This window comes from Tabrizicola sp., assembly GCF_031377265.1.
Classification (GTDB): Bacteria; Pseudomonadota; Alphaproteobacteria; order Rhodobacterales; family Rhodobacteraceae; genus JAUYQR01.
In genome coordinates, this window is the sequence record NZ_JANMET010000078.1 from 1 (window position 1) to 23,375 (window position 23,375).

Consider the following 23,375-nt stretch of genomic DNA (forward strand, 5'->3'; position numbering starts at 1 on the left):
TCGGGGTCGATCTCTTTCACCAGCGTGGTCACCGCCAACCCTTGCGCGGTGATGTCCGCCACCACGGCCTTGCGCGCTTCGAACCGGTCCAACCCCCGGTACTTCTCCGGCACCAGGTTCAGACTGTCGACCTCGGCCTCGGTCGTCGCCGCCCCCGCCGCAATCGCCCGCGCGCGCAAAACGGCGTCGGCATAGGGCGCGCCATCGGCCCGCATCGCGCCGCGCGTGTCCATCAGCCGGTAGCAGGGGATCGCGTTGCGCTTGGCCACCGCATAATCGTTGAAATCATGCGCCCCAGTGATTTTCACGGCACCCGACCCGAACAACGGATCGGGGTATTCATCGGTGATGATCGGGATCAATCGGTCGCACAGCGGCAAATGCACCATCTTGCCGATGATCGGCGTATAGCGCGCGTCCGACGGATGCACCGCCACCGCGCCGTCGCCCAGCATCGTCTCGGGCCGGGTGGTCGCAATGCTGATGTAATCCCGCATCTCGCGCAGCGTCACCGCGCCGTTTTCATCTTTCTCAACGTATTCATAGGTTTCCCCGCCCGCGAGGCGGTACTTGAAGTGCCACATATTGCCCGCAACCTCGATATTCTCGACCTCAAGGTCGGAAATCGCCGTCTCGAAATGCGGGTCCCAGTTCACCAGCCGCTTGCCGCGATAGATCAGGCCCTTGTTGTAAAGATCGACAAAGACCTTGATCACCGCGTCATGAAAGTTATCGTCCATGGTGAACGCGGTGCGCGACCAGTCGCAGGATGCCCCCAGCCGCTTCAACTGGCCCAGAATCGTCGCCTCAGATTTGACCTTCTGTTCCCAGACCTTGGCGGTGAACGCCTCACGCCCCAGTTCGCGGCGGCCCGGCTGTTGGGACAGTGCCAGTTCCCGCTCAACCACCATCTGCGTGGCGATCCCGGCATGGTCGATGCCGGGCTGCCATAGCGTGTCATGCCCCCGCATCCGGTGCCAGCGCGTCAGAATGTCCTGCAACGTGTTGTTGAACGCATGCCCCATGTGCAGCGACCCGGTCACGTTCGGCGGCGGGATCACGATGGAAAATGCCTCTGCACCCGGCCGCGCATTGGCCCCGGCCTTGAAGGCACCCGATGCCTCCCACGCAGCGTAAATCCGGGCTTCGGCCTCGGCGGCGTTGAAGGTCTTTTCCATCGGCATGTGCAGCGTCCCCTTGGTTCGGGGCGTTCTACCGCGACGCGGCGGGAAGGGGAAGCATCAGATAAGCGTCAGGCAGGCCAGCACGCGCCCGTTTTGACAGGCTGCCGGTCGGCTGCTATGCCACGTCGATGACCCAACCGGAACAAAAGCCATATCACCACGGTGATCTGCGCGCGGCCCTGCTTGACGCTGCAGAACAGGAATTGGTCGCCCGCGGCGTCGAAGCGTTTTCGTTGCGCTCCGTGGCCAAGCGGGCGGGCGTCAGTCACGCAGCCCCGGCGCATCACTTCGGCGACACTGGCGGTCTGCTGACTGCATTGGCGGCTGACGGGTTCCGCCGGTTCCTTGGCTTCCAGCTTCGGCGCGAGGCTTCGGCCTCGGCCGATCCCGTGTCGCAGCTGGCGGGGGCCGGGCTGGGCTACATCGACTTTGCCATGGCGCATCCCGCGTTGTTCCGGCTGATTTTCACCTCGGCACGGATCAACCGCGAAGATCCGGGGTTTCTTGCCGTCGCGCAGGCTTCCTACCAGCACCTGCTTGCAATAACCCGCACTGCCGGCGGCAATGACTCCGATATCCCCGCCGTTTGGGCCGGCGCGCATGGTCTGGCCGATCTGCTGATGTCCGGGCAGTTGCCCGCGCTGGCCCGCATGCAACCCGCAGACCGCGACCGGGCACTGGCCGCGGCGATGAAACGCAGCTTTCCCAGCGGCGCGCATCGTCCAGACAGCACCTGAGGATCAGACCGCCCGGTCGATCTTGGTGCTCAGATGGATCAGGCTTTCCGATCCCTTTACCCCGGTCATCGCGCCGATCTGATCCAGTACCTGATCCAGCACTTGCGTGTTCGGGCAGGCGATCTGCATCAACAGATCGAACCGCCCGCTAGTGGTAAACACCCGCTCGATCTCGGCAATCGACTTCAGTCGGGTCAACACCGCCGCCTGCGCACGCGGCTCGATCGTCAGCAGAACCGACGCCCGGAGCCGCCCTTCGCGCGCGCCTTCGCCCAGCTTCAGCGTGTAGCCCGCGATCACGCCCGACGTCTCCAGCCGCTCCAGCCGCGCCTGAATCGTCGACCGCGCCACCTTCAGCCGCCGCGACAACGTGGCCACCGACATTCGTGCATCGGCCCCCAGCAGCCCCAGAATGTTGCGATCCAGCTCATCCATACATTATGCCCACCTTTTCCGTCATTATAACGACGTTTCACGTCAATTATAGAGTTTTGTTCGGTGAAGTTGTAACCCATATGAGCCATCCTCAGTTGCAGGAAAAGGGCGGCTCATACGCACCTGGCCTGGTTGGAAAAAACCACGCTAGCTGCTGCCGCCGGGTGCAACCGGAGGAGGGCTCGCGTCTTGTTGGCAGAAAGGATCACGCCGATGGGACTGTCCAAAACGATCTGGACCAATCCGACCGAATTCCTCCGCACGCAACAGCCGGAAAACCCCGTGCTGTTCTTTGCGCCCTCGGCTGCTCAGGCGGCAGCGCGTCGGTTTATCGACGGCTTTCCCGGCATGGTCACCTATGCGGTGAAATCCAACCCCGGCGAAGCGATGGTTGAAAACCTCGCCGCAGCGGGCATTCGTGGCTATGACTGCGCGTCGCCATATGAGATCGACCTGATCCGCCGGTTGGCCCCGGATGCAGCGATTCATTACAACAACCCGGTGCGCGCGATCCACGAGATTGAATTCGCGGTGGCGCAGGGGGTGAAATCCTACAGCGTTGATTCGAAATCTGAACTGGCAAAGCTGATCCGCATGGTTCCAGCCGAAGGCAGTGAAATCTCGGTGCGCTTCAAGCTGCCGGTCGCCGGTGCTGCTTACAATTTCGGCGCCAAGTTCGGTGCCACCTCCGAAGTGGCGGTGGACCTGCTGAAGGACGTGGCTGAGGCCGGCTACATCCCGTCGCTGACCTTTCACCCCGGTACGCAGTGCACCGATCCCGCTGCGTGGGAATTCTACATCCGCGAGGCAGCAGTGATTGCCGCCAACGCCGGTGTCACCATCGCGCGGCTGAACGTCGGCGGCGGCTTTCCGAACCACCGACTGGCGGCCATCGTGCCGCAGCTGGAGACCACGTTCCAGTTGATCGACCGCGTTGCCACCGAAGCCTTCGGCGCTGACCGCCCGCTTTTGGTCTGCGAGCCGGGTCGGGCCCTTTGCGGCGATGCGTTCTCGCTCGCTGCACGGGTCAAAGCGGTGCGCGATGGCACGCATGTGTTCCTGAATGATGGGGTCTACGGCACGCTCACCGAATTGCCGATGATCGGCGTGATTGACCGGATGGAAGTGCTGACCGCCGACGGCACCCGGCGCAGTGGCGACATCCAGCCCCGCATCGTGTTTGGCCCGACCTGTGATTCGGTCGACCGTCTGCCGGGGGAACTGCCACTGCCCGCCGACATCGCCGAGGGCGATTACGTGATCTGGCATGGCATGGGGTCCTACTCCACCGTCACCAACACCCGCTTCAACGGCTTCGGCGAACTGCAGCTTGCGACAGTTCTGGGACTAAGGCTCTAAAGCAACCAAATCGCTGACCAAATCAAGCGCCCGGCTGGACATTTCCCGCCGGGCGCTTAGCGTTTGCAGGATGGAGGCGACTGCATGAAATTTGGCATGGCTCAACCACTGCTTCGGCGTGAGGATCTTCGGTTTCTGACCGGAACCGGGCGCTACGTCGCCGATCTGGTGCCCAAGGGCGCGCTGCATGCGGTGTTCCTGCGCTCGGACCACCCGCATGGCGAGATCCGCGCGCTGGACCTGACCGCCGTGCGGGCCGCGCCGGGGGTGCATCTGGTACTGTCCGCAGCCGACCTGAAGGCCGCTGGCGTCAAGCTGGGGATGAAGGGCGAACAGATCGAAACCCGTGATGGCGGCAAAGGGGCCGCACCGGAACGCCCGGTTCTGGCCAGGGGCCGGGTGCGTTTCGTGGGTGAGGCAATGGCCGTAGTGGTGGCTGAAACGCTTGACGCAGCACAGGACGCGATTGATCTTATTAAGTTCGATATCAGCCCCTTGGAAGCCATCCTTCATCTTGAACCTGAAGAGCCGTCCCTGCACGCTGAGGCCCCCCGCAACCTTGCCTTCGACTACGTGATTGGCGACGAAGCCGGGGTTGCAGCCGCCTTCGCCGCCTCTGCGCATGTGATTGCACTGGATGTCACGCACAACCGGGTCACCGCCGCCCCGATGGAACCGCGCGCCGCCTTTGCCGAATGGGATGGCAGCCGCCTGCATCTGTGCGTGAACGGCCAGGGGGTGTGGACCCAGCGCAATGAGCTTAGCCGGATGCTGGGCCTGCCGCGTGATCAGGTCCGGGTGACCAACCCTGATGTCGGCGGCGGCTTTGGCATGAAGGCGATGACCTATCCTGAATACGTGGTGATCGCCGAAGCCGCCCGCCAGCTTGGCCGCCCGGTGGCATGGATTTCCACCCGCAGCGAGGCGATGCTGACCGACAATGCCGGGCGTGACCTGATCGCCCGCGCTGAAATCGGCTTTGATGCCAACCACCGCATCACCGGCTACCGCGTTAACCTTGTGTCCAACCTCGGTGCCTACAATTCGCAGTTCGGGCAGGCGATCCAGACGGAGCTGTTCTCCAAGGTCCTGACCGGAGTTTATGAGGTTCCCGTGGCTTCACTCGGCGCCATCGGTGTCTATACCAACTCCGTCCCCATCGACGCCTATCGCGGCGCGGGGCGGCCCGAGGCGATATTGACGATCGAACGGGTGATGGACGAGGCCGCCCGCGCCCTTGCCACCGATCCGGTGGCCCTGCGGCAAAAGAACGTGATCCGCAGCTTTCCGCACCGCACCATTGCGGGCGAAAGCATCGATGTCGGTGATTTCGCAGGCTTGCTGGATGCGGTGTCGCTGACCGCCGATGTGGCCGGTTTTCCAGCCCGCGCCGCAAAGGCCCGCGCCAGCGGCCGGATGCGCGGCCTTGGCGTTGCCTCCTACATCGAGGCAATCCTTGGCGATGCCTCCGAAACCGCGCGGCTGGTGCTGGATGATGACGGTGGCGCCACGCTTTTTGTCGGCACCCAGTCCAACGGGCAGGGCCACGAAAGCGTCTATGCCCGCATGGTATCCGAAGCGACGGGGATCGAGGCCGTGCTGGTGCGTATCGTCGAAGGCGACAGCGACCGCATCGCCAAGGGCGGCGGCACCGGCGGCTCGCGCTCCGTCACCGTACAGGGCACCGCCACTAAGGCCACGGTAACGGCGATGCTCAAGGCGCTGGCTGATTTCCTCGCGCAAGACTGGGGTGTCGGTGATGTGACTTTCCAGGACCACCGCTTTGGCGCCCCCGGCACCAACCTGCGCCTGACCTTGCCCGAGGCTGCAGCACTGGCCCGCACCCGTGGCCGCACCGATCTGATCGACCGGGCCGAACGCATCCGGCTGAACGGTCGCTCATTCCCCAACGGCGCCCATGTGGCCGAGGTGGAGATTGATCCCGAAACCGGCCATCTGACGCTGGACCGCTACACCGTGGTGGACGATTTCGGCGTGCTGGTGGCCCCCAATCTGGTCGAAGGCCAGGTGCATGGCGGCATCGCCCAGGGCTACGGTCAGGCGGTCACCGAATGGCTGGTGCAGGATGACGCGGGCCAGGTTCTCACGGGAAGTTTGATGGACTATGCACTGCCCCGCGCCGACGATCTGCCGATGATCACTTTCGCGGAACGCGGCATCCCCACCCGAACCAACCCGCTTGGCATGAAAGGCTGTGGCGAGGCGGGCACCGTCGGGGCGCTGGCGGCCATTTCCAACGCGGTGCGCGATGCGCTGGCCCCACTTGGCGTGACCCATGTCGAGATGCCGTTCACCCCCCTGCGGCTCTGGACCCTGATCGAGGAGGCACGCCACGGCACTCTTTGACCGCCTGCGCAGCTGGCTCCGGCGTGGCCCGGTTGCCGCCGTCGAACCTGCCGCCCCGCCTGAACCGGGCCGGGCGCGCGGGTCGGTGGATCATGTGGTGATCCTCGATGGCACCATGTCCTCGCTTGCCGAAGGCATGCAAAGCAATGCTGGGCGCCTGTTTCAGCTGTTGCGCGAAGACGGCATCCATGTCCACCGCCGCGTGTACTACGAACCCGGAATGCAGTGGGAGGGCTGGCTCAAGGGCCTCGCCCTGATCGAGGGGCGCGGCGTCAACGCGCAAATCCGCCGGGCCTACGGCTGGCTGGCCAGCCAGTACCGCGAGGGCGACCGGATCTTTCTGTTCGGCTATTCGCGGGGGGCCTATGCGGTGCGCTCGCTGGCCGGGGTGATTGACCGCATCGGGCTGCTCAAACGTGATCATGCCACCGAACGCGGCGTGCAACTTGCCTGGCGCCACTACGAACGCAACCCCGACAGCCCAACCGCCCGCGCCTTCGCCCGCCGGTTTTGCCACCTCGAAACCCCGATCGAAGTCGTCGGTGTCTGGGATACCGTCAAGGCCCTCGGCCTGCGACTGCCATTCTTCTGGATGCTGTCGCGCGAAGCGCACGCCTTTCACAACCACCACCTCGGCGCATCGATCCGCCACGGCTTTCACGCCCTTGCCTTGAACGAGACGCGCCTCGCCTTTGCCCCCGTGCTGTGGGACTGCCCGCCGGGGTGGGAGGGCAACATCGAACAGGTCTGGTTTCGCGGTGCGCATGGCGATATCGGCGGCCAGATCGGTGATTTCGCCGCCGCCCGGCCCTTGGCCAACATTCCCTTGGTCTGGATGCTGGAACGGGCGGAAGCTGTCGGCCTGGCGCTCCCCACTGGCTGGCATGCGCGGTTTCCCTGCGATCCGACCGCCCCAATGGTCGGCACCTGGCGCAGCTGGGGCAAGGCCTTTCTGTTCCGCCGCCCGCGCGTTGTCGGCGCCGATCGCTCTGAACGGCTGCATTCCTCGGTCAGCCAACAGCTCGGCGCTCGCTGGCTTCCCGGATTTCCCGCCGAATAGGTCTTCTGGCTTGCTCTTTGGTCAAGTACTCTCGGGGGTGCCGGGGGTGGAAAACCCCCGCTTCGCCAGTGTATCCGGAGCCGCCGATGAAGACTGTCACTGTCGCCGCCACCCAATTCGCCTGCAGCTGGGACCTGCCCGCCAACGCCGACCGCGCCGAGGCACTGGTGCGTCAGGCCGCGGCTCAGGGCGCGGAAGTAATCCTGATCCAGGAACTGTTTGCCACGCCGTATTTCTGCATCACGCAACGGCCCGAATATTTTGCCCTCGCAGCCGCAGCTGACGGGCACCCGCTGATTGCCCGCTTTGCCGCCCTTGCGCGCGAGTTGGGCGTCGTGCTGCCGCTGTCGTTCTTTGAACGCGCGGGGCAGGCGTATTTCAACTCGGTGGCGATGCTTGATGCCGATGGACGCGCCCTCGGGATCTACCGCAAAAGTCACATCCCCCAGGGGCCGGGATACGAGGAGAAGTTCTACTTCTCGCCCGGCGATACCGGTTTTCGGGTGTGGGAGACGGGCTTTGGCCGCATTGGAGTGGGCATTTGCTGGGACCAGTGGTTCCCGGAATGCGCCCGCGCGATGGCGCTGATGGGGGCCGAATTGCTGCTTTATCCCACCGCCATCGGCTCGGAACCGCCAGCGCCGGGGTATGACAGCCAGCCGCATTGGGAAACCGTGATGCGCGGTCATGCTGCCGCGAACATTCTGCCGGTGATCGCCTCGAACCGCATCGGCACCGAGGTCGCGCCCGAAGGCCGGGATGTCACCTTCTACGGATCATCCTTCCTCTGCGATCACACCGGGCAGATCGTCGCCAAAGCCTCGCGCGGCGACGAGGCGGTTCTTACCGCCAGCTTCGATCTTGCTGCCATTGCCGAACTTAGGGCCAGCTGGGGGCTGTTCCGCGACCGTCGGCCGGAAACCTATGGCCGCCTTGCAACGTTTGACGGCGCCGCACCGATGTCCTGAGGGGTTCACGCCGGAATTCGCGGCGAATTCCGGCGTGCGGGCATCAGCGGTGCCGCAGATCCACATAATCCCGCTTGGCCGGCCCAACGTACAGCTGGCGCGGGCGGCCGATCTTCTGGTTCTTTTCGGCGATCATCTCTTTCCACTGCGAAATCCAGCCGACGGTGCGGGCAATCGCAAAGATCGGGGTGAACATCGCGGTTGGAAAGCCCATCGCATCCAGGATGATGCCGGAATAGAAATCGACGTTCGGATACAGCTTCTTGGAGATGAAGTAATCATCCTCAAGCGCAATCCGCTCCAGCTCCTTGGCCACTTGCAGCGTGGGGTTGTTATGGACGCCCAACAGATCCAGCACCTCATCCGCGCTTTGCTTCATCACCGTCGCGCGCGGGTCAAAGTTCTTGTAGACCCGATGACCAAATCCCATCAGGCGGACGCCGGAAGTCTTGTCCTTGGCCATCTTGATGAATTCCGGGATCTTGTCGACCGATCCGATCTGGCGCAACTGCTCCAGCGCGGCCTGGTTCGCGCCGCCATGCGCCGGGCCCCAAAGGCAGGCAATACCGGCAGCGATGCAGGCAAACGGGTTGGCCCCGGACGATCCCGCCAGCCGCACGGTCGAGGTGGAGGCGTTCTGCTCGTGGTCAGCATGCAGCATCATGATCCGGTCCATCGCCTTGGCCAGAACCGGATTCACCACATAGTCCTCGGCCGGAACCGAAAAACACATGTGCAGGAAGTTACCCGCGTAATCCAATGAATTCTTTGGATATACGAACGGCTGCCCGACCGAGTACTTGAACGCCATCGCGGCAATCGTCGGCAGTTTCGCGATCATCCGGATCGCGGCAACCTCGCGCTGCCAGGGGTCGTTGATATCGGTGCTGTCGTGATAGAACGCAGCCATCGCGCCAACCACGCCCACCATCGTCGCCATCGGGTGCGCGTCGCGCCGGAACCCACGGAAGAAGTAGTGCATCTGTTCATGCACCATCGTGTGGTTGGTCACCCGCGCGCTGAAATCGGCCAATTGCGCCGGGGTTGGCAGCTCGCCGTACAAAAGCAGATAGCAGACCTCAAGGTAGGTCGACTTTTCCGCCAGTTGCTGGATCGGATAGCCACGGTGCAACAGCTCACCTTTGTCGCCGTCGATAAAGGTGATGGCGCTTTCGCAAGCGGCCGTCGAGGTGAAGCCCGGATCAAAGGTGAACACATCCGCTTCGCCATAAAGCTTTCGAATATCAAGCACATCCGGCCCGAGCGTCGGGGAAAGCACCGGCAGATCATAGGTGCTTCCGTTCAGGCTCAGCTTGGCGACTTTGTCGGTCATGTCTTCTCATCCCCGGTTTGGCGGGCCGCCCATGTGGCAGGGGCGGGCCCGTGGCGAATATCCTGCACCCAACTCCGGGTGCCTTCAAGGCCGGGTCCGCTGCGTCACTGCGCAGCGTCGGTCAACCTTGCAACCGTCTCGTCCCGACCGATGACCAGCATCATGTCGTAGACGCTCGGCGTAACAGTTTTGCCCGCAATGGCCGCGCGCAACGGTGCCGCAAGTTTGCCGAAACCAATTCCGTGCGCGGCCGCAGCATCAGCCAGAATGGGTTCCAGCGCCTCTTTCGTCCAGCTAGCATTTTGCAGGCGCGGCGTCAATTCACGCAGTATACCACGGGATACCGAATCCAGCGTCGCCGCTGCCAGCGGGTCCGCCACGACCGGTCGCGAAATCAATGAAAACTGCAGTTTTTCAATGAGGTCCGGGAAGGTCTTCGCACGATCTTTCACGGCGGGCAGGGCGTTTGCCACCCGATCATGCTGCGCCGGCGTCAGCGCCGGTTGCGCCGCAGCTGCAAGGTAGCCTTCCAGTTCATGCAGCAGCGCGGCATTGTCCATCATCGCGATATGATGCCCGCAAGTGTTTTCCAACTTCTTAAAATTCAGCCGCGCCGGGGCCCGCCCGATGCCCTTCAGGTCGAACATCTGCACCGCCTCCTCGGTGCTGAAAATCTCGGCGTCGCCCTGCGCCCAGCCCAGCCGCGTCAGATAGTTGCGCATCCCCGCCGCCGGATAGCCCATCGCCTGATACTCTTCGATCCCGGTCGCGCCGTGGCGTTTCGACAGCTTCTTGCCATCCGGCCCGTGGATCAGCGGGATGTGCGCCCAGACCGGAATCCGCCAGCCCATCGCGTCATAGACCATCTGCTGGCGCGCTGCGTTGTTCAGGTGATCATCACCGCGGATCACATGTGTCACCCCCATGTCATGGTCATCCACCACCACCGCCAGCATGTAGGTCGGTGTCCCGTCGGACCGCAGCACGATCATGTCGTCCAGCGTTTCGTTCTTGATCACCACCCGGCCTTGCACTTCATCCACGATCACCGTCTCGCCGGTGCGCGGCGCCCGCATCCGGATCACATAGGGCGCGTCGGGGTAGCCGGTCGGATCAGCATCGCGCCACGGGCTGAGGAACACCGCATAAGATGCGCCCTCGGCCTCTTTCGCAGCCCTGAACGCGGCGATTTCTTCTTGCGTGGAAAAGCACTTGTAAGCCGTTCCTCGTGCAAGCATCTCATGCGCCACCTCGGCATGACGGTCGCGGCGCTCGAACTGGCTGACCACCTCGCCGTCCCAGTCAAGGCCGAGCCACGTCAATCCTTTCAGGATCGCTGCCGTCGCCTCGGGCGTAGATCTTTCGCGGTCGGTATCCTCGATCCGCAGCAAGAATTTACCGCCGCGGCCACGGGCATAAAGCCAGTTGAACAGTGCCGTCCGCCCGCCGCCGATGTGCAGATAGCCCGTCGGCGAAGGTGCAAACCGGGTGACGACCTGAGGTTCCGATGCAGCGGACATAAGCGGTTAACCTTTCAGAAACCATGACAGCGCTAGGCTGGCCCTCGTGTTTAGGCAATCGCAAGGCGGGAAACAAGGTGGCGGCCCTGATGCGCATTCTCGGCTGGCCGTTCCACGCTCTGTTGCAGGCGCGCGGCAGCCTGTTTCCGTGGATTCCGGTGTTCATCGGCATCGGCATCGCGGTCTGGTTTGCGGTTGCGACCGAACCTGTCCTGGCCACCTACACCGTTGCCGCCGGCCTTGTTGGCCTTGGCTTTGCCATCCGTCTGCGGGGCCCTGATCTGCTGCATCCGCTGGCCATAGCGGTTGCCTGCGTTGCGGCGGGCTGGATCGCGGCGGGCGTGCGCGCCAATCTGCAAGCCTCCCCGATGCTGGACTGGCGCTATTACGGCCCCGTTGAAGGCCGCATCGTCGACATCGACCGCTCGCAATCTGATGCGCTGCGCCTGACGCTCGACCAAGTGGTGCTGCGCGAGGTGTCTCCGGCGCGCACGCCCGTCAGGGTGCGGGTGTCGCTACAGGGCGACCAGCCGTGGCTAAAGCCGTCGCCGGGGCAGGTGTGATCCTGACCGCCTTTCTCTCTGCCCCCGAAGGCCCGGTGGAACCGGGCGGCTTCGATTTCCGCCGCATGGCGTTTTTCCAGCAGCTTGGCGCGGTCGGCTATTCCCGCACGCCCCTGCTTTTGCTGGAAGAACCGGTCGCCGGTGAGGCGGTGATCAGCCGCCTGCGCAGCTACCTGACCCAAGCCATGCTGGCCGAGATGCCGGGCCAGGCCGGTGCTTTCGCCGCCGGGGCAATGACTGGCGACCGCTCTGCCATCACCCAGGACACGGTAAAGGCGCTGCGTGACAGCTCGCTGGCGCACCTTCTGGCAATTTCGGGAATGAACATGGCCTTCCTCGTGGCCTTTGTCTTTGGTCTGATCCGTTATGGCCTGGCGCTGATCCCGCCGGTGGCGCTGCGGGTGAACACCAAAAAGGTCGCGGCCGGGGTCAGCTTTGGCGTGGCGCTGTTCTATCTGCTGCTGTCGGGCTCCAACGTTGCCACCGAACGCGCCTTCATCATGGTGTCGGTGATGCTGGGGGCAGTGCTGCTGGACCGCCGGGCACTGACCCTGCGCACCGTGTCAATCGCGGGGATCATCCTGCTCATCGCCCGGCCCGAAAGCCTGACGGAGCCGGGTTTCCAGATGTCTTTCGCCGCCACCGTGGCGCTGATCGCGGGCTTTGCCGTGCTGGATCGTGCCGTCTTGCGCGAACGCATGCCAAGGTGGACGGTGCCCGCCTTCATGCTGGTGTTCAGTTCCGTCATCGCGGGCTTTGCCACCGCGCCTTACGCCGCCGCGCATTTCAACCGCTTTACCGATTATGGCCTGCTGGCCAATCTGTTGACCGTGCCGGTGATGGGGGCCGTGGTGATGCCTGCGGGGGCGGTCGCGGCGCTTCTCGCTCCGATCGGCCTGGCTGGCCCCGCGCTTTGGGTGATGCAGCAGGGGTCGGCCTGGATTCTCTGGGTCGCGCATTGGATCGCGGGGTTGGACGGCGCGGTCACCGCCATCCCGACCCCGGGGCCCTGGGTGATGCCGCTAATCACGCTGGGCGGGATCTGGATCATCCTGTGGCGGGGCAGGGCGCAACTGGTGGGCGTGGCCGCATTGGCTGCGGCCTTCGCGTTGTGGACGCAGGCCGAACGGCCGCCGCTGATCATCTCAGCGGATGGCAAGCTTTTGGGCCTGATCGGGCCAGAGGGCCGCGCGCTGTCGGCGGCGTCGGGCGGTGGCTTTGCGGCGCAGAACTGGCTGGAGGATGATGGCGATCTGGCGGATCAAAAGCTGGCCGCCGCGCGCCCGGGCTTTACCGGCATCAAGGGCGAGGTGTGGTTTACCATCGGCGCGGACAAGGCCGTGGCGATCTCGGGCAAAGGCGCGCTTGACCGCCTTGCCCCGGCTTGTGCCACTGGCGCGCTCGTGATCCTGGCAGAGGAGGCCGAGGTTATCCCGCCGGACTGCCGCCTGATCGACCAGCTGTTGCTGCGGGAAACCGGGCCTTTGGCGTTCTGGCCGGGTTCTGAGGGGCCGAAGGTGGTAAAGACCAAGGCGCAGTCGCGCATCTGGTCGGGCAAGATAACGGCGGCGCGCCCGTTTCCCAGCCTCTCAGGCCAAGACCCGCCTCTGGCGGTGACCGCCGCCGATCAGGCCCGGATCAACCCACCATGATACACCAGATGATAGACAACCTCGGTATCGCGCCCGGCGTCACTGCTGATCGTCTCGCGCCCGGTGAACGCATCAACGCTGCCTGTCGTGGTGTCCTCATAGGTAAAGTCGCTATGGCGGTACCGAAAACCGCCTAGGAACCGCCCCTCACGATACAACGCCGACAGTGCAGCGCGGATCACCTCGCCCGCCTCGGCAGCGGTGATCGCGGCGTCATTCAGGATGGCTCCGTGGTAATTCATCGCCCAGACAGGTCGGCCCCGATGCCAGACCACCTCTTGCCCCAGGAAATCCGTGCCACCGAAATAGCTGTCCAGATAGGACCACGGTCCTTCGGCATGGCGCAGATCATGCGCCCCCCGCCACGACGCTCGGCAGGACTGGCCCTTGCCCACATAGCAGGCTGCCTTGGCCGCCACGACAAAGGCCTCAAGCCCCCGAATCTCAGGCCCCCGAATCTCAGGCGCCCGAATCCAAAGCTCTGGCATCAATAGCTGCGGATCAGGCCCACCAGACGCCCTTGCACCTTGACCAGATGGTCAGGGAACACCCGCGTCTCATAGGCCGGGTTCGCCGCCTCCAGCGCGATCATCCCGCCCTTGCGGTGAAAGCGTTTCAGCGTTGCCTCATGGTCTTCGACCAACGCCACCACGATATCGCCATTCTCGGCGGTGGCTTGCTCGCGGATCACCACGATATCGCCATCGTTGATGCCTGCGTCGATCATCGAATCGCCTTTGACTTCAAGCGCATAGTGCTGGCCCTTGCCCGACAGCATCGAACCCGGCACCGTCACATGATGCGACACTTCGGAAATCGCTTCGATCGGCACGCCAGCGGCAATCCGGCCCATCACCGGCAGTTCCATGGCATGGATCGTGTCAACCGGCATTGCACCGCGCGGCGGATCGATCCGGTCGCCTGCAATCACCCGGGGCGAAAAGCCCGGCTTTTCCATCGCCTCAGGCAGCTTGATGATTTCCAGCGCGCGGGCGCGGTGGGCCAGCCGGCGGATGAAGCCGCGTTCCTCCAGCGCCGTGATCAGCCGGTGAATGCCGGATTTCGACCGCAGGTCCAGCGCATCCTTCATCTCGTCGAACGAGGGCGGTACCCCGTCCCGGTCCATCCGGTTCTTGATGAAATCCAGAAGTTCCAACTGCTTGCGCGTCAACATGACCGGGTCCCCCCAATAGGTGTTAACACAATGTTCTGCCCGTGTTCCCGGTTTGTGTCAAGCATTTCTCGCGGCCCCCGGCAGATGGCCCCGGCAGATGATGCGTCAGATCGAATGATAGCTGACAATCTCGCCTGCGCGGCGCGGCCCGTCATCCACCGGGCGGATCAGCAGCGCATCCGCCTCGCCCAGAATCGACAACAGCGCCGAATCCTGCCGCTCGAACGGAGTGATCAGAGGCAAATCTTCGCCCTCGGTCAGCCGCGCCCGCATGTAATGCGCACGCGCCCCGTTCGCGGCCACATCGGCACCCAGCCGGGCACGGCGGGCCAAGGGCGGCACAGCCCCCTGGCCCAGCATCGCCCGGATCATCGGCAGCAGGAACAGATGCCCGCAGACAATCGCCGACACCGGGTTGCCCGGCAGGCCCAGCAACGGCACGCCCTTCAGCCGTCCGGCCATCAACGGCTTGCCCGGCCGCATCGCGATTTTCCAGAACGCGTGCTCCAGCCCCGCGACCCGGCCCACCAGATCATGGTCACCGACCGAGGCTCCTCCGATCGTGACAATCAGATCGGCGTCCGACGCAAGGTCCAGCACCAGTGCCAGCTCGGCCATATTGTCGCGCGCAATCGGCAACAGACGCGCCTCTGCGCCTTCGGCCTCGGCCAGCGCCTTCAGCGCAAAGCTGTTGGACGCGATGATCTGGTCCGGTCGCGGCACCTCGCCCGGCATCACCAGCTCGTCGCCAGTGGCAATGATCGCCACCACCGGGCGGCGGGTCACCGGCACCCCTGCCACATTCATCGCCGCCAGCAGCGCCAGGTCATTGGCCCGCAACCGCCGCGGCGACAGGCTGTCACCCACCCGGAAGTCCTGCCCCAGCGGGCGGATATGCAGCCCCGCGTCAGCCCCCGGTTTCACGGTAGTCCGCGTGCCATCGACCGCCACATCCTCCTGGATGATCACCCGCGTCGCACCCTGCGGCACTGGCGCACCGGTGAAGATTCGCACCGCCTCGCCCGGACCAACCGCGCCTACAAACGCATGCCCCGCACCAGCCTCGCCGATCAGCACAAAGCTGGCACCAGGCCCCGGATCGCCCGCAACCGCATACCCATCCATCGCCGAGGCCGCGAACGGCGGCTGGTCGCGCCGCGCCACGGCAGGCCGGCACATCCAGCGGCCATGCGCGGCGGCAAGCGGCACCGTCTCTTGCGCCAGTGGGGTTGCAAGCGCCAGACACTGCGCCAGCGCCGCTTCAACCGAAATCACGGCTTCGCCTCGTAAAGGCCCGATTTTCCGCCATCTTTCAGCAACAGCCTGACGCCTTCGATCACCAAGGATTTCTCTACTGCTTTGACCATGTCATAGACGGTCAGCGCCGCCACCGACACCGCAGTCAGCGCCTCCATCTCCACCCCGGTCTGGCCCGAGGTTTTGACCGTGGCCTCGATCCGCACCCCCGGCAGGGCCGGATCGGCCACCAGTTCCACCGCCACCTTGGTCACCGGCAACGGGTGGCACAGTGGGATCAGATCCGCCGTCCGCTTGGCCGCCATGATGCCCGCAAGCCGCGCCACGGCCAGCACATCACCCTTCTTGGCGCGGCCTTCCGTGATCAGCGCCAGCGTCGCCGCACTCATCCGCACGAAGCCTTCGGCCACCGCGACCCGGTCAGTCACCGCCTTGCCCGACACATCAACCATATGCGCCTGACCCCGGTCATCGAAATGCGACAGCCCCGGCTTGTCGGACCCGCTCATAGCCCGCCCTGCGCAGTCAGCGGTCGTGCCAGAATGGTCCGCGTCGCTTCGGCCACATCGGCCTGGCGCATCAGGCTTTCACCGATCAGGAAACAGCGCGCGCCGTATTGCGCCAGATCGGCCAGATCGGCGGGCGCAAACAGCCCGCTTTCGGCCACGATCAGCCGATCTTCTGGCACCAGCCGCGCCAGCCGCCGCGTCGTCTCCAGCGTCACCTCGAAGGTGTGCAGGTTGCGGTTGTTGATGCCGATCAGCGGCGATTTCAACCGCGCCGCACGCTCCAGTTCCATCTCGTCATGCACCTCGATCAGCACGTCCATGCCAAGCTCGATCGCCGCTGCTTCCAGTTCCGCCGCCTGCGCATCCGACAGCGACGCCATGATGATCAGGATGCAATCGGCGTTCAGCGCCCGCGATTCCGTCACCTGCCAGGGGTCATAGAGAAAATCCTTGCGCAGGCAGGGCAGCTTTGTCGCGGCATGCGCGGCCAGCAAGAACGCGTCCGCCCCCTGAAATGACGGCGCATCGGTCAGCACCGAAAGACAGGTGGCGCCCCCCGCCTCATAGGCCTGCGCCAGCGCAGGCGGGTCGAAATCCGCGCGGATCAAGCCCTTGGAGGGGCTGGCTTTCTTGATTTCGGCGATCAAACCATAGCCGACCTTGGTCGCTTCCTTCAGCGCCCGGGCAAAGCCGCGCGGCAGGGCGGCTGCGGCAACGGCGGCCTCCAGTTCGGCCAAGGGGCGCGCGGCCTTGCGCGCGGCCACCTCCTCCAGCTTGTAGGTCTTGATCCGGTCTAGAATGGTGCTCATCAGGGGTCCGATCAGGCGTTGGTCAGGCGGCGCAGCGCGTCAACCTTGGCGCGCGCTGCGCCGGAATCAATGGAACTGCGGGCCATGGCCACGCCGTCCTTCAAACTAGGCGCACGATCCGCCACCACAAGGGCGGCCGCCGCATTCAGCAGCACCGCATCGCGGTAAGCCCCCTCCGCACCATCCAAAAGCGCGCGGAACGCCGCCGCGTTTTCGGCGGGCGTGCCGCCCAAAATCGCCTCGAAGGCATGCACCGGCAGACCCGCATCCTCCGGGTGCACTTCGAATTCGACGACCACCCCGCCTTCGACGGCGGCCACCTGCGTAGGTGCTGCGATGGAAATCTCGTCCGTCCCGTCGCCGCCATGCACCAGCCAGGCGCGCTCGGTGCCCAAGGCCAGCAGCGTCTCGGCCATCGGGCGGATCAGCGCGGCCGAAAACGCCCCGGTCAACTGCCGTTTCACCCCCGCCGGGTTGGTCAGCGGCCCCAGGATGTTGAAGATCGTCCGCGTCCCCAGTTCCGCCCGCACCGGCATCACATGCCGGATCGCCGGGTGGTGCATCGGCGCCATCATAAAGCCGATGCCGGCGTCGCGCAGACAGCGCTCCACCACCTCGGGGCCGACCATCACGTTCAGTCCCATTTCGGTCAGCGCATCCGCCGCCCCGGATTTCGACGACAGGTTGCGATTGCCATGCTTGGCCACCACCACCCCCGCGCCCGCCACCACAAACGCCGTCGCGGTAGAGATGTTCAGCGTGCCCTTGCCATCGCCACCGGTGCCGACAATGTCCATCGCGCCCGCTGGTGCCAGCACCGGATTGCACTTGGCGCGCATCACAGTGGCTGCGGCGGCATATTCATCCACCGTCTCACCCCGGGTGCGCAGCGCCATCAGAAAGCCGCCCATTTGTGCGGGCGTGCCTTGCCCGTCGAACAGCGCGCCAAACGCCGCCTCCGCCTCGGCACGCGTCAACGCACGGCTGGCCGCAATCCCAATCAGGGGTTTGAGGATATCGCTCATGCCGGCACGCGCGCCCGCGCTTCGTCCAGAAAGTTGCGCAGCACCTGGTGCCCGTGCTCCGAAGCGATGCTCTCGGGGTGAAACTGCACCCCCTCAATCAGGTGCTGGCGATGCCGCAACCCCATGATCGTGCCATCCTCCAGCCAGGCTGTCACTTCCAGCTCCGCCGGCAGGCTCTCGCGCTCCACGATCAGCGAATGATAGCGCGTGGCCGCAAAGGGCGAGGGCAGGCCACGGAATACGCCAATGCCGGAATGATGCATCGTGCCCATCTTGCCATGCACGATCTCGTGGCAGCGCACGACCTTGCCGCCAAACGCCTCGCCAATCGTCTGATGCCCAAGGCACACCCCCAAGAGCGGAATTCCCGCGCTGGCCGCGGCCTTGGTCAGCGGCAGGCAGATGCCCGCAGCCGCCGGATCACACGGTCCGGGCGACAGCACGATCACTTCAGGCCGCAGAGCGATCGCGTCCTGCACCTCAAGCGCATCATTGCGCTTGACCACGACATCCGCGCCCAACTCGCCCAGATAATGGACAAGGTTGTAAGTAAAGCTGTCGTAGTTATCGATCAAAAGCAGCATCTGGGTCACCGCGTTCCGGAGGTCGTGGTCTTATCGCGCATCGCCCAGCGGCTGTAAACCGCAGGCGGGCCGGCAGATGTCAGCGCCAGTCCAGCACCACCTTGCCCGATTGGCCCGACCGCATCGCCGCGAACCCCGCTTCGAACTGATCTACCCCGAAGCGGTGGGTAATCACCTTGCGGATATCCAGCCCGTTTTCCAGCATGGCGATCATCTTGTACCAGGTCTCGAATATCTCGCGCCCGTAGACGCCCTTGATGGTGATCGCCTTGAATACGATCCGGCTCCAGTCCACCGGGCTTTTCCCCGGCGGAATGCCCAGCATCGCGATCCGGCCCCCCATCACCAGCGCCTCGACCATCTGGTCCAGCGCGGCCTGATTGCCGCTCATCTCCATGCCCACGTCAAAGCCCTGCACCAGCTTCAGGCGGTGCATCACATCGCGCAGATCTTCCTCGGCCACGTTGACCGGGGTTACATCCGCCACCTCGGCGGCCAGCTTCAGCCTTGCGGGGTTCACGTCAGTGATCACCACATGCCGCGCGCCCACATGCCGCGCCACCGCCCCCGCCATGATGCCGATCGGCCCCGCCCCGGTGATCAGCACATCCTCGCCGATCAGATCGAAACTCAGCGCCGTGTGCACCGCATTACCCAAAGGGTCGAGGATCGCACCGATCTCGTCATCAATCGCATCCGGCAACGGCACCACGTTGAACGCGGGCAGCCGCAGATATTGCGCAAAGGCGCCGGGTTCATTCACCCCGATGCCGCGCGTCTCTGGGTCCAGATGGAACCGGCCTGATCGGCTTTGCCGGCTGGTCTTGCCGATCAGATGGCCCTCGCCGGAACAGCGCTGGCCCACCATCACATCGGTGACATCGCGCCCCACCTCGACAACCACCCCGGCAAATTCATGCCCGGTGACCAGCGGCACCGGCACCGTCCGCGCCGCCCACTCGTCCCAGTTCCAGATGTGAATATCCGTCCCGCAAATCCCGGTCTTGGTGATCCTGATCAGCACGTCATCCGGCCCGATCTCGGGCACCGGCCGCCGCTCCATCCACAGGCCCGGCTCCGCCCGCGCCTTCACCAGCGCCTTCATCTCGTTGGTCATGCCAATACCCCCACGGCTTTGCCCGCGCTGGCAAACGCCTCCAGCCCGAAATCCAGATCATCCCGCGTCAGCGCCGCATTCATCTGCGTGCGGATCCGCGCCGCACCCTTCGGCACCACCGGAAAGAAGAACCCCGCCACATGCACGCCGCGCCCGGCCAGCGCCGCCGCCATCGCTTGCGCCAGCTTCGCCTCGCCCAGCATCACCGGGATGATCGGATGCGTCCCCGCCAGCAGGTCAAACCCCGCATCCGCCAGCCCCGCGCGCCAATAGACGGCATTGTCCGCCAGCCGCTGCCGCAGATCATCCGCCGCCTCGATGATGTCCAGCGCCACCAGCGCCGCGCCAACCACCGCCGGCGGCAGCGCGTTGGAAAACAGATACGGCCGCGCGCGCTGGCGCAACAGGTCGATCACCGGCTGCGGCCCGGCGATATAGCCACCCAAAGCCCCGCCCAGCGCCTTGCCCAACGTCCCGGTGATGATCTCCACGCTCACCCCCGCCCGCGCCGGCGTGCCGCGCCCCTGCGGCCCGACAAAACCCGTGGCGTGGCAATCATCCACCATCACCATCGCCCCATACTTGTCCGCCAGCGCGCGAATTTCCGCCAGCTTGGCAAAATACCCGTCCATTGAAAACACACCGTCGGTGGCGATCAGCACGTGCCGCGCCCCCGCCGCCCGCGCCGCCTGCAACTGCGCCTCCAGATCGGCCATGTCGGAATTGGCATAGCGATAGCGCTGCGCCTTGCTGAGGCGGATGCCGTCAATGATGCTGGCATGGTTCAGACTGTCCGAGATGATCGCATCTTCGGCCCCGAACAGCGGCTCGAACAACCCGCCATTGGCATCAAAACACGCCGCAAACAAAATCGCGTCGTCCTGCCCCAGATAGGCCGCCAACCGCGTCTCCAGCGCCCGGTGAATATCCTGCGTGCCGCAGATGAACCGCACCGAGGCCAAGCCGAAGCCATGGTCGCGCATGGCAGCCTCCGCCGCCGCGATCAGCCGCGCATCATCCGCCAGCCCAAGGTAATTGTTGGCGCAGAGGTTCAGCATCTGCCGCCCCGCCATCGCCACATGCGCCCCTTGCGCACCGGTGATCAAGCGTTCGCGCTTGGTCAGGCCCTCGGCCTCGATCCCGCGCAGCACTCCCGCCACATGCTCCAGAAACTCCGCCCGATCCGCCATCCCCAGCCCCCCGCCAGCCCGCCGTATGACCGCAGAGTTTCACAGCCCCGTCGTGATGTCATCGCCCCGCAACGGCTTCCTCTTCACAAAATATCCTCGGGGGGGTGAGCCCGGAACGGGCGAGGGGGGCAGAAGGCCCCACCTCACGTCCCGCAAAAGGTTACATAAGGCCCAAAACCGGTCGGCGCGGGCAGCATGAAGCCCTCGCGCTCCGCAAACGGCGCCTGCACCGCCGCGAGCAAAGCCTCGAACGGCGCCAGATCCCCCGCCGTGGCCGCCGCCAGCGCGGCCTCCACCTGATGATTGCGCGGAATGACCGCCGGGTTCACCGCCGCCATCCGCGCCAGCGACCCCGCATCCGTCCGCGCCCGCCAGCGTGGCAACCACGCGGCCATCGCTGTGAAATCGGCGAACAGCGGCCGTAACGCGGCCTCATCGCCCAGCCGCCGAAAGGTCAGCGTCCAGTCCGCCCCCGCCATCGCCGCCAAAAGATCGTCCACCAGCGCGCCATCGCCCGCGTCCTCGCCCGCCAACCCCAGCTTGCCCCGCATCACCGCCAGCCACGCCGCCCGATACCGCCCGGCAATCCCCTCCAGCGCCGCATTCGCCAGATCCACCGCCCGCTCGCCGTCCGCATCAAACAGCGGCAACAGCGCCTCGGCCAGCCGTGCCAGGTTCCAGCCCAGGATCACCGGCTGATTCTCATAGGCATAGCGCCCGGTCCGGTCGATCGAGGAAAACACCGTCTCCGGCGCATAGCCTTCCATGAACGCGCATGGCCCATAGTCGATCGTCTCGCCCGAGATCGCCATATTGTCGGTGTTCATCACCCCATGCACAAACCCAAGGCCCATCCAGCCCGCAATCAGCGCCGCCTGCCGCCCGATCACCGCCTCAAAGAACGCCAGATACGGCTGCTCGGCGCCGCCAAGCTCCGGGTAATGCCGCGCCATCGCGTAATCGGCCAACGCCTTGACCTGCGCGGTCTCACCCCGCGCGGCAAAGAACTGGAACGTGCCCACCCGCAGATGGCTCGCCGCCACCCGCGCCAGCACCGCGCCGGGCAGGCCCACCTCGCGCGCCACCTCCTCGCCCGTGGCCACCACCGCCAATGACCGCGTGGTCGGCACCCCAAGCGCCGCCATCGCCTCCGAAATCAGATATTCCCGCAGCATAGGCGCCACTGCCGCCTTGCCATCACCGCCGCGCGAAAATGGCGTGCGCCCCGAGCCTTTCAGCTGAATGTCCCAGCGCCGCCCGTCCGGCCCCAGCACCTCGCCCAGAAGATGCGCCCGCCCGTCGCCCAGCTGCGGTGAAAACCCGCCGAACTGATGCCCCGCGTAGGCCAGCGCCACCGGCTCGGCCCCCACAGGAACCGCGGCCCCGGAAAACCACGCCTGCGCCTCGGCCTCGGTGATCTCCAGCCCAAGATCAGCCGCAAGTCGCCGGTTCAGCACCAAAAGCTGCGGGGCAGGGGCCACATCCGGGGGCTGGCGCAGATAGGTGCCGGGCAAATCGCGCACATAGCTGTTGTCGAATGCAAAGGTCATCGGGCACGCTCCATCGCCCTGTAGGATAGGGCCCCAGATCATCTCCCACAAGGCCGCCGCCATCAACGGATCAGGCTTCCTCTTCGCCAAATATCCCACGGGAGGTCTGGAGGGTGTGAAACCCTCCAGCGCCAGCCGGCAGTGCACCGGCAGGCCGTTCATTCGCCAAAAGAAAGAAGTGGTCGGGGCGGAGGGATTCGAACTCTCGACCTACGGTACCCAAAACCGTCGCGCTACCAGGCTGCGCTACGCCCCGACGAAGGACCCTCTACAGGGCTTTTCCCGGCTTGAAAAGCCTCACTCTGCACAAGATCGAAGATCACTCTGTGCAAGGCCAGACAGCGGTCGCCCCGGGCACCGCCGGATGGCGCAATTCGGCGCCCTCGGCGATGCCAAGCCTAGCTGCCAGCCCGCCGTTGATTTCCAGTATGAACGTCACGCCCCGTCCGCCATCGATTGGCGTCAGATCGCCGGGAATCGCATTGGAATGCACCCTTGTTACCCGCCCGGTGGCATCAGCAAAGATCATATCCAGCGGAATCAAGGTGTTCTTCATCCAGAACTGCGCCCGGCGTGGCGCTTCGTAGACAAACAGCATCCCCGCCGACAGATCCATGCTTTCGCGATTCATCAGGCCGAGGGCGCGCTCAGCACCATCATCGGCCACCTCGACGGCAAAGCTTTCGCGCCCGCCGTCCCACCGCAGATCGACCCGCCCGGCCGCACAGGGGGCGTCGGCCTGCGCCGCTGCCGCCATGGACCAAAAGCCCAAGGCGATCAATCCTTGTCGCGCGCTACCGTTTCCCATGGAACCACCTGCACTGCCATTCTACCGCGTTTACCGTCTACGATGCGCAACGCCACGGCCTCGCCGGTGATCAGATCGGCAAAGCCGGACACCCGCAAAACCTCGATGTGAATGAACACATCTTCCGATTTTCCAAACACATTGGCAAAACCGAAGCCTTTGATTTTGTCAAAC

At 64.9% G+C, this 23,375-nt stretch carries 23 protein-coding genes and 1 tRNA gene; 7 read left to right on the plus strand and 17 right to left on the minus strand.

Features of this window, described 5'->3' with window-relative positions; translation table 11 throughout:
- The coding region (locus RMO18_RS04655) for a class I tRNA ligase family protein (RefSeq protein ID WP_309664223.1) at positions 1–1,184 on the minus strand (1,184 nt) is incomplete at its 3' end.
- Positions 1,185–1,312: 128 nt separating this feature from the next.
- Between RMO18_RS04655 and RMO18_RS04660 the strand changes: the two genes are divergently transcribed.
- The gene (locus RMO18_RS04660; protein WP_309664225.1) at positions 1,313–1,921 is read left to right on the plus strand and encodes a TetR/AcrR family transcriptional regulator; all 609 of its coding nucleotides are present in this window, start codon (positions 1,313–1,315) and stop codon (positions 1,919–1,921) included.
- Positions 1,922–1,924: 3 nt separating this feature from the next.
- Here RMO18_RS04660 and RMO18_RS04665 read toward each other — a convergent pair whose 3' ends face one another.
- The gene (locus tag RMO18_RS04665) at positions 1,925–2,356 is read right to left on the minus strand and encodes an Lrp/AsnC family transcriptional regulator (protein WP_309664227.1); all 432 of its coding nucleotides are present in this window, start codon (positions 2,354–2,356) and stop codon (positions 1,925–1,927) included.
- A gap of 213 nt (positions 2,357–2,569) precedes the next feature.
- Between RMO18_RS04665 and RMO18_RS04670 the strand changes: the two genes are divergently transcribed.
- From RMO18_RS04670 to aguB, 4 genes are all read left to right on the plus strand, one after another.
- Positions 2,570–3,715, plus strand: coding sequence for a type III PLP-dependent enzyme (locus RMO18_RS04670; RefSeq protein ID WP_309664228.1), 1,146 nt, complete (start codon positions 2,570–2,572; stop codon positions 3,713–3,715).
- Positions 3,716–3,811: 96 nt separating this feature from the next.
- Complete coding sequence (locus RMO18_RS04675; protein WP_309664229.1) at positions 3,812–6,082, plus strand: xanthine dehydrogenase family protein molybdopterin-binding subunit; 2,271 nt, start codon at positions 3,812–3,814, stop codon at positions 6,080–6,082.
- Between the two features lie 4 nt (positions 6,083–6,086).
- Entirely contained in the window at positions 6,087–7,142 is a 1,056-nt protein-coding gene (locus tag RMO18_RS04680; RefSeq protein WP_309664252.1) for a DUF2235 domain-containing protein, read from the plus strand.
- 86 nt (positions 7,143–7,228) lie between these two features.
- Positions 7,229–8,110, plus strand: coding sequence for an N-carbamoylputrescine amidase (gene aguB / locus RMO18_RS04685; RefSeq protein WP_309664230.1), 882 nt, complete (start codon positions 7,229–7,231; stop codon positions 8,108–8,110).
- A gap of 43 nt (positions 8,111–8,153) precedes the next feature.
- Here the strand turns inward: aguB and gltA are convergent, their stop codons facing one another.
- Positions 8,154–9,443 carry a citrate synthase gene (gltA, locus tag RMO18_RS04690; RefSeq protein WP_309664231.1) on the minus strand — a complete coding sequence of 430 codons (1,290 nt, stop codon included), beginning with the start codon at positions 9,441–9,443 and terminating at the stop codon, positions 8,154–8,156.
- Positions 9,444–9,547: 104 nt separating this feature from the next.
- The gene (gene gltX / locus RMO18_RS04695; RefSeq protein WP_309664232.1) at positions 9,548–10,963 is read right to left on the minus strand and encodes a glutamate--tRNA ligase; all 1,416 of its coding nucleotides are present in this window, start codon (positions 10,961–10,963) and stop codon (positions 9,548–9,550) included.
- A 23-nt stretch (positions 10,964–10,986) separates the two neighbouring features.
- On the opposite strand from gltX, the gene RMO18_RS04700 reads away from it, so the two are divergent.
- Together RMO18_RS04700 and RMO18_RS04705 are read left to right on the plus strand one after the other, a co-directional pair.
- The gene (locus tag RMO18_RS04700; protein ID WP_309664233.1) at positions 10,987–11,526 is read left to right on the plus strand and encodes a hypothetical protein; all 540 of its coding nucleotides are present in this window, start codon (positions 10,987–10,989) and stop codon (positions 11,524–11,526) included.
- Complete coding sequence (locus RMO18_RS04705) at positions 11,496–13,178, plus strand: ComEC/Rec2 family competence protein (RefSeq protein ID WP_309664235.1); 1,683 nt, start codon at positions 11,496–11,498, stop codon at positions 13,176–13,178. The genes RMO18_RS04700 and RMO18_RS04705 overlap by 31 nt, the downstream gene beginning before the upstream one ends.
- Here RMO18_RS04705 and RMO18_RS04710 read toward each other — a convergent pair.
- The 13 genes from RMO18_RS04710 to RMO18_RS04770 all read right to left on the minus strand — a co-directional run.
- Positions 13,154–13,666: a DUF5680 domain-containing protein gene (locus tag RMO18_RS04710; RefSeq protein ID WP_309664237.1), complete on the minus strand. Its 513-nt coding sequence runs from the start codon at positions 13,664–13,666 to the stop codon at positions 13,154–13,156. The genes RMO18_RS04705 and RMO18_RS04710 overlap by 25 nt on opposite strands.
- The gene (gene lexA / locus RMO18_RS04715) at positions 13,666–14,352 is read right to left on the minus strand and encodes a transcriptional repressor LexA (RefSeq protein WP_309664239.1); all 687 of its coding nucleotides are present in this window, start codon (positions 14,350–14,352) and stop codon (positions 13,666–13,668) included. The genes RMO18_RS04710 and lexA overlap by 1 nt, the downstream gene beginning before the upstream one ends.
- Positions 14,353–14,457: 105 nt before the next feature.
- Positions 14,458–15,627, minus strand: coding sequence for a molybdopterin molybdotransferase MoeA (locus RMO18_RS04720; protein ID WP_309664241.1), 1,170 nt, complete (start codon positions 15,625–15,627; stop codon positions 14,458–14,460).
- Positions 15,624–16,118, minus strand: coding sequence for a cyclic pyranopterin monophosphate synthase MoaC (moaC, locus tag RMO18_RS04725; protein WP_309664243.1), 495 nt, complete (start codon positions 16,116–16,118; stop codon positions 15,624–15,626). Before moaC ends, RMO18_RS04720 begins: the two co-directional genes overlap by 4 nt.
- Positions 16,115–16,927 (minus strand): indole-3-glycerol phosphate synthase TrpC, encoded by an 813-nt coding sequence (gene trpC, locus RMO18_RS04730; protein WP_309664244.1) that lies wholly within the window; start codon positions 16,925–16,927, stop codon positions 16,115–16,117. Before trpC ends, moaC begins: the two co-directional genes overlap by 4 nt.
- A gap of 11 nt (positions 16,928–16,938) precedes the next feature.
- Complete coding sequence (trpD, locus tag RMO18_RS04735; RefSeq protein ID WP_309664246.1) at positions 16,939–17,952, minus strand: anthranilate phosphoribosyltransferase; 1,014 nt, start codon at positions 17,950–17,952, stop codon at positions 16,939–16,941.
- The gene (locus RMO18_RS04740; protein ID WP_309664247.1) at positions 17,949–18,536 is read right to left on the minus strand and encodes an aminodeoxychorismate/anthranilate synthase component II; all 588 of its coding nucleotides are present in this window, start codon (positions 18,534–18,536) and stop codon (positions 17,949–17,951) included. The genes trpD and RMO18_RS04740 overlap by 4 nt, the downstream gene beginning before the upstream one ends.
- A 79-nt stretch (positions 18,537–18,615) precedes the next feature.
- Positions 18,616–19,641, minus strand: coding sequence for an L-threonine 3-dehydrogenase (gene tdh, locus RMO18_RS04745; protein ID WP_309664253.1), 1,026 nt, complete (start codon positions 19,639–19,641; stop codon positions 18,616–18,618).
- 8 nt (positions 19,642–19,649) lie between these two features.
- The gene (locus RMO18_RS04750; protein ID WP_309664248.1) at positions 19,650–20,843 is read right to left on the minus strand and encodes a glycine C-acetyltransferase; all 1,194 of its coding nucleotides are present in this window, start codon (positions 20,841–20,843) and stop codon (positions 19,650–19,652) included.
- A 143-nt stretch (positions 20,844–20,986) separates the two neighbouring features.
- Positions 20,987–22,393, minus strand: coding sequence for a protein adenylyltransferase SelO family protein (locus RMO18_RS04755; RefSeq protein ID WP_309664249.1), 1,407 nt, complete (start codon positions 22,391–22,393; stop codon positions 20,987–20,989).
- A gap of 179 nt (positions 22,394–22,572) precedes the next feature.
- A tRNA-Pro gene (locus tag RMO18_RS04760) sits at positions 22,573–22,649 on the minus strand.
- A gap of 63 nt (positions 22,650–22,712) precedes the next feature.
- Positions 22,713–23,150 carry a DUF192 domain-containing protein gene (locus RMO18_RS04765; protein WP_309664255.1) on the minus strand — a complete coding sequence of 146 codons (438 nt, stop codon included), beginning with the start codon at positions 23,148–23,150 and terminating at the stop codon, positions 22,713–22,715.
- Between the two features lie 20 nt (positions 23,151–23,170).
- The coding region (locus RMO18_RS04770; RefSeq protein WP_309664250.1) for a cold shock domain-containing protein at positions 23,171–23,375 on the minus strand (205 nt) is incomplete at its 5' end.

What these genes read in the sequence shown, in the direction of transcription:
- aguB (WP_309664230.1), top strand. Translation starts at nt 7,229, where the DNA reads ATGAAGACTGTCACTGTCGCCGCCACCCAATTCGCCTGCAGCTGGGAC.
- RMO18_RS04710 (WP_309664237.1), bottom strand. Translation starts at nt 13,666, where the DNA reads ATGCCAGAGCTTTGGATTCGGGCGCCTGAGATTCGGGGGCCTGAGATT.
- gltA (WP_309664231.1), bottom strand. Translation starts at nt 9,443, where the DNA reads ATGACCGACAAAGTCGCCAAGCTGAGCCTGAACGGAAGCACCTATGAT.
- RMO18_RS04755 (WP_309664249.1), bottom strand. Translation starts at nt 22,393, where the DNA reads ATGACCTTTGCATTCGACAACAGCTATGTGCGCGATTTGCCCGGCACC.
- RMO18_RS04750 (WP_309664248.1), bottom strand. Translation starts at nt 20,843, where the DNA reads ATGGCGGATCGGGCGGAGTTTCTGGAGCATGTGGCGGGAGTGCTGCGC.
- trpD (WP_309664246.1), bottom strand. Translation starts at nt 17,952, where the DNA reads ATGAGCGATATCCTCAAACCCCTGATTGGGATTGCGGCCAGCCGTGCG.
- tdh (WP_309664253.1), bottom strand. Translation starts at nt 19,641, where the DNA reads ATGAAGGCGCTGGTGAAGGCGCGGGCGGAGCCGGGCCTGTGGATGGAG.
- RMO18_RS04675 (WP_309664229.1), top strand. Translation starts at nt 3,812, where the DNA reads ATGGCTCAACCACTGCTTCGGCGTGAGGATCTTCGGTTTCTGACCGGA.
- RMO18_RS04670 (WP_309664228.1), top strand. Translation starts at nt 2,570, where the DNA reads ATGGGACTGTCCAAAACGATCTGGACCAATCCGACCGAATTCCTCCGC.
- trpC (WP_309664244.1), bottom strand. Translation starts at nt 16,927, where the DNA reads ATGAGCACCATTCTAGACCGGATCAAGACCTACAAGCTGGAGGAGGTG.
- gltX (WP_309664232.1), bottom strand. Translation starts at nt 10,963, where the DNA reads ATGTCCGCTGCATCGGAACCTCAGGTCGTCACCCGGTTTGCACCTTCG.
- RMO18_RS04765 (WP_309664255.1), bottom strand. Translation starts at nt 23,150, where the DNA reads ATGGCGGCAGCGGCGCAGGCCGACGCCCCCTGTGCGGCCGGGCGGGTC.
- lexA (WP_309664239.1), bottom strand. Translation starts at nt 14,352, where the DNA reads ATGTTGACGCGCAAGCAGTTGGAACTTCTGGATTTCATCAAGAACCGG.
- RMO18_RS04665 (WP_309664227.1), bottom strand. Translation starts at nt 2,356, where the DNA reads ATGGATGAGCTGGATCGCAACATTCTGGGGCTGCTGGGGGCCGATGCA.
- moaC (WP_309664243.1), bottom strand. Translation starts at nt 16,118, where the DNA reads ATGAGCGGGTCCGACAAGCCGGGGCTGTCGCATTTCGATGACCGGGGT.
- RMO18_RS04660 (WP_309664225.1), top strand. Translation starts at nt 1,313, where the DNA reads ATGACCCAACCGGAACAAAAGCCATATCACCACGGTGATCTGCGCGCG.
- RMO18_RS04740 (WP_309664247.1), bottom strand. Translation starts at nt 18,536, where the DNA reads ATGCTGCTTTTGATCGATAACTACGACAGCTTTACTTACAACCTTGTC.
- RMO18_RS04700 (WP_309664233.1), top strand. Translation starts at nt 10,987, where the DNA reads ATGACAGCGCTAGGCTGGCCCTCGTGTTTAGGCAATCGCAAGGCGGGA.